Genomic DNA, 4,424 nt, shown 5'->3' with positions numbered 1-4,424 from the left:
GCGGCAGGGGCAGACGGCACGGCTGACCGTGGACAACCGGCTGAACGAGGAAACGTCGCTGCACTGGCACGGGCTGCTGGTGCCGTTCCAGATGGACGGGGTGCCGGGGATCAGCTTTCCGGGCATTCCGGCGCGTACCCGCTTCACCTACGAATTCCCCGTCATTCAGGCGGGGACATACTGGTACCACAGCCATTCGGGGTTGCAGGAGCAGATGGGGCTGTACGGCCCGATCGTGATCGACCCCGAAGGGGCAGACCCGGTCGCCTTCGACCGGGAGCATGTGGTCGTGTTGTCCGACCACAGCGCGATGCATCCGCACGCGATCTTCACCAAGCTGAAGGCGCAAGGGGGGTATTTCAATTATCAGAAGCAGACGCTGGCGGGGCTGATCGCGGGGCGGGACCAGTCGGCGGGCGAGCGGTGGATGTGGGGCGGCATGCGCATGGACCCCAGCGACGTCTCCGACGTGACGGGATCGACCTACACCTATCTGGTCAACGGACATGGGCCAGCGGACAACTGGACCGCGCTGTTTTCGCCCGGCGAACGCGTGCGGCTGCGCATCGTGAACGCCAGCGCGATGACGATCTTCAACGTGCGCATTCCGGGCCTGAAGCTGACGATCGTCCAGGCGGACGGGCAGGATGTGCGGCCGGTGGCGGTGGACGAGTTCCAGATCGCGGTCGCGGAAACCTATGACGTGATCGTCGAGCCGGATGTGGACGCGGCCTATACGCTGGTGGCGGAGGCGTGGGACCGCTCTGGCATGGCGCGGGCGACGCTGGCACCGCGACTAGGCATGGCGGCGGCGGTGCCGGTGCTGCGCCGGCGGCCGCTGGCGACGATGAAGGACATGGGGATGGGCCCGCATCACGGGAGCGCCGCCGCTTGCGCGCCCGAACATGCCGCGATGGGGCATTGCTCGGCAGACGCGCCCGCGATGTCGCACGCCATGCGTGACTTTTCCAACGCGCCCGAGCTGCCGCGCACGCCCACCGTGCAGACGGTGGCGCCGATGCCGATGGATCGCACGGGCGAGCCGCCGCAGGGGCTGGCGGATGTCGGGCACCGGGTGCTGGTCTATCGTGACCTGGTGGCGCTGGCGCGCAATCCGGATGTGCGGGTGCCGTCGCGTGCACTGCGCATCCACCTGACGGGGAACATGGAACGCTATATGTGGGCGTTCGATGGGGTGAAGCTGAACGAAGTGAAGGCGCCGATCCCGTTCCGGCATGGCGAGCGGGTGCGCGTGACGCTGGTCAACGACACGATGATGGCGCACCCGATCCATCTGCACGGCCATTTCTTCGAGCTGGTGACGGGGCATGGCGACCATGCTCCGCGCAAGCATACGGTGAACGTCGCGCCGGGCGGCACCGTGACCTTCGACCTGACCGCCGATGCGGTGGGCGACTGGGCGTTCCACTGCCACCTGCTGTACCACATGCATGCGGGCATGATGCAGGTGGTGACGGTGCGGGATGACACGCCAGCGGAGGCCGGGGCGTGAGCGTGGTGTTGCTGGGCCTGCTGATGGTCGGCGTGCCGCAGGATTGCCCGCCGGAACATGCGGCGATGGGGCATTGCAAGCCGGCGGCACCGGCACCGGCACCGGCACCGGCGCCACCCGCCCCCACCTGCGCGCCGGAACATGCGGCAATGGGACATTGCAAGGCCGCACCGTCAGCCATGCCGTCGATGCAGCATGGCATGCCCGACGCCGACGAACGGCCGGTCGGCAACACGCCGCCACCGCCTGCACCCACCACACGTGCGGCGGATGCCTTTTACGATCCCGTCGCGATGGCCGCGGCCGATCGGCGGATGCGGCGCGAGCATGGCGGCATGGCGATGCATCAGGTGATCCTGAACATCGCCGAGGCGCAGGTGAAGGATGGCCGCGACGGCTATCGCTGGGACGGCGAGGGCTGGTTCGGCGGGGACATCCACCGGTTGGTGGTGAAGAGCGAGGGCGAGGGAGACTTTGGCCGGCGGATCGCGGCGGCCGAGGTGCAGGCGTTGTATGCGCGCGCGGTCGATCCCTATTGGAACCTGCAGGCCGGCGTGCGGCAGGATGTGGGCGCGGGGGCGCGGCGGACCTATGCGGTGCTGGGCGTCGAGGGGCTGGCGCCTTATTGGTTCGATGTCGAGGGGGCGCTGTTCCTGTCGGATCGCGGTGATGTGCTGGCGCGGGCGGAGGCGTGGTATGACCAGCGGATCACGCAGCGGCTGATCGCGCAGCCGCGGGTGGAGTTCAACCTGGCGGCGCAGGATGTGCCCGGCAGCCGCATCGGTGCCGGGCTGTCGAGCGCGGAGGCCGGATTGCGCCTGCGCTACGAGATCGCGCGCGAGTTCGCGCCTTACGTGGGTGTGTCGTGGGAGCGCCGATACGGCGCGACGGCGCGTTATGCGCGCCGCGATGGCGGCGGGACGGGCGGCGTTGCGCTGGCCCTGGGGGTGCGGGCCTGGTTCTAGGCGGGGTGGCGGCGATCTGCTAAACCCGCGTACGACTCAGTCCAGCGCAAAGGAGGGCGACGATGATGATTCCGTATTCGTCCACGCCCGGCGTTCGACGCGGCGGGTGCGTCGCGCAACCCTGACGCCTGCGGTTCGCCATCGGACCGCCATCCTGTTCTATTGATCCGAGGACCGTGCGAACGCGCGCGGAATCATCATGACCGACGAAGACGATGATCTGTTTCCGCGCGCGTCCGTGCTGCGCCGCGTGCTGGGTTTTACCTTTGCGCTGTGGCGGCGGGCGCCCGCGCTGGCGGCGGGGTGTGCGCTGGCGATGATGCTGGGCACGCTGACCGAGGTGTTCGTGCCGCTTTATGCCGGGCGGATGATCGATGCGGTGGGGCAGGGCGCACAGGGCGCGGCGCTGTCGGCGTTCGGGGCGATCGTGGCGCTTGGCGGGGCGATGGTGGTGTTCCGGCATCTGGGCTGGTGGGCGATCACGCCGCTGACGCTGAACATGATGCGCGACGTGACGGTGGAAGCGTTTGCGCGCGTCCAGCGGCTGTCGAGCGACTGGCATGCCAATGCCTTTTCCGGATCGACGGTGCGGCGGATCACGCGCGGCATGTGGGCGCTGGATACGCTGAACGACGTGCTGCTGCTGTCGTTGCTCCCCTCGCTGACGGTTTTGGCGGGGACGGTGGTGTTGCTGGGGCTGCACTGGCCGGTGCTGGGCATGGTGATGGGGATCGGTGCGGTCGCCTATGTCGCGCTGACCATCGGGTTGGCGACGCGGGTGCTGGCGCCGATCGCGCGGCTGTCGAACCAGTGGGATACGCGGATCGGCGGCGTGCTGGCGGACGCGATCGGCACCAATGCGGTGGTCAAGGCCTTTGGCGGCGAGGCGCGCGAGGAAGCGCGGCTGGCGCAGACCGTCGCCAAATGGCGCAGGCGCACGCGGCGGACCTGGATGGCGTTCACCTGGGCGGGATCGGGGCAGTTGGCGCTGCTGTGGGTGATCCGCGTCGCGGTGACGGGGGTGGCCCTATGGCTGTGGATGCGGGGGCAGGCAAGCGCGGGCGACGTCGCCTATGTGCTGACCAGCTATCTGGTGCTGAACGGCTATCTGCGTGACATCGGGCAGCATATCCACCAGCTCCAGCGGTCGGTGAACGAGATGGAGGAGCTGGTGCAGCTTCACGCGGAGCCGGTCGGCGTGGCTGATCGCGCCGGTGCGCGTGATATCCGTGTGGTGGACGGGGCGATCCGGTTCGAGGGGGTGACGTTCCGTTATGCCGGGCAGGATACGGCGCTGTACGCGGCGCTGGACGTGGCGATCCCGGCCGGGCAGCGCATCGGGCTGGTGGGGCCGTCGGGATCGGGGAAGACCAGTTTCGTCAAGCTGATCCAGCGGCTGTACGATGTCGATGCCGGGCGTGTGACGATCGACGGGCAGGACATCGCGCATGCCACGCAGGCGTCGCTGCGGCGTCAGGTCGCGATCGTGCCGCAGGAGCCGGTGCTGTTCCACCGGACGCTGGCCGAGAATATCGGGTACGGGCGGCCGGAGGCGAGCATGGCGGAGATCGAGGAGGCGGCGCGGCTGGCGAATGCGCACGATTTCATCATGCGGCTGCCCAGGGGGTACCGGACGCCGGTGGGCGAGCGCGGCGTGAAGCTGTCCGGGGGCGAGCGGCAGCGGGTGGCGATCGCGCGGGCGTTCCTGGCGGATGCGCCGATCCTGGTGTTGGACGAGGCGACGTCGAGCCTGGATTCGGAAAGCGAGGCGGCGATCCAGCAGGCGATGGAGCGGCTCATGGTGGGGCGGACGGCAATCGTGATCGCGCACCGGTTGTCGACGGTTCGGGCGCTGGACCGGATCCTGGTGTTCGATCGGGGACGGATCGTCGAGGACGGGCCGCATGATGTGCTGATCGCGGCCGAGGATGGGCGGTATCGACGGT

Annotated in this window: 3 protein-coding genes; all 3 read left to right on the top strand. The window is 68.9% G+C overall.

What is annotated here, in order from left to right; all coding sequences use genetic code 11:
* Positions 1–1,513: copper resistance system multicopper oxidase (locus Q0U08_RS18000; protein ID WP_298093037.1), on the top strand; the 1,513-nt coding region annotated here is incomplete at its 5' end.
* Positions 1,510–2,478, top strand: a complete 969-nt coding sequence (locus Q0U08_RS17995) for a copper resistance protein B (RefSeq protein WP_298093036.1) — start codon at positions 1,510–1,512, stop codon at positions 2,476–2,478. The genes Q0U08_RS18000 and Q0U08_RS17995, both read left to right, overlap by 4 nt.
* A gap of 199 nt (positions 2,479–2,677) precedes the next feature.
* On the top strand, positions 2,678–4,424 hold a 1,747-nt coding region (locus Q0U08_RS17990; protein WP_298093035.1), incomplete at its 3' end, for an ABC transporter ATP-binding protein.

Origin of the sequence: uncultured Sphingomonas sp. (assembly GCF_946477935.1) — a bacterium.
In the GTDB taxonomy this organism is placed as follows: domain Bacteria; phylum Pseudomonadota; class Alphaproteobacteria; order Sphingomonadales; family Sphingomonadaceae; genus Sphingomonas.
The sequence above is the reverse complement of the archived record's forward strand: the minus strand, read 5'-3'. Positions and strand labels throughout refer to the sequence as shown.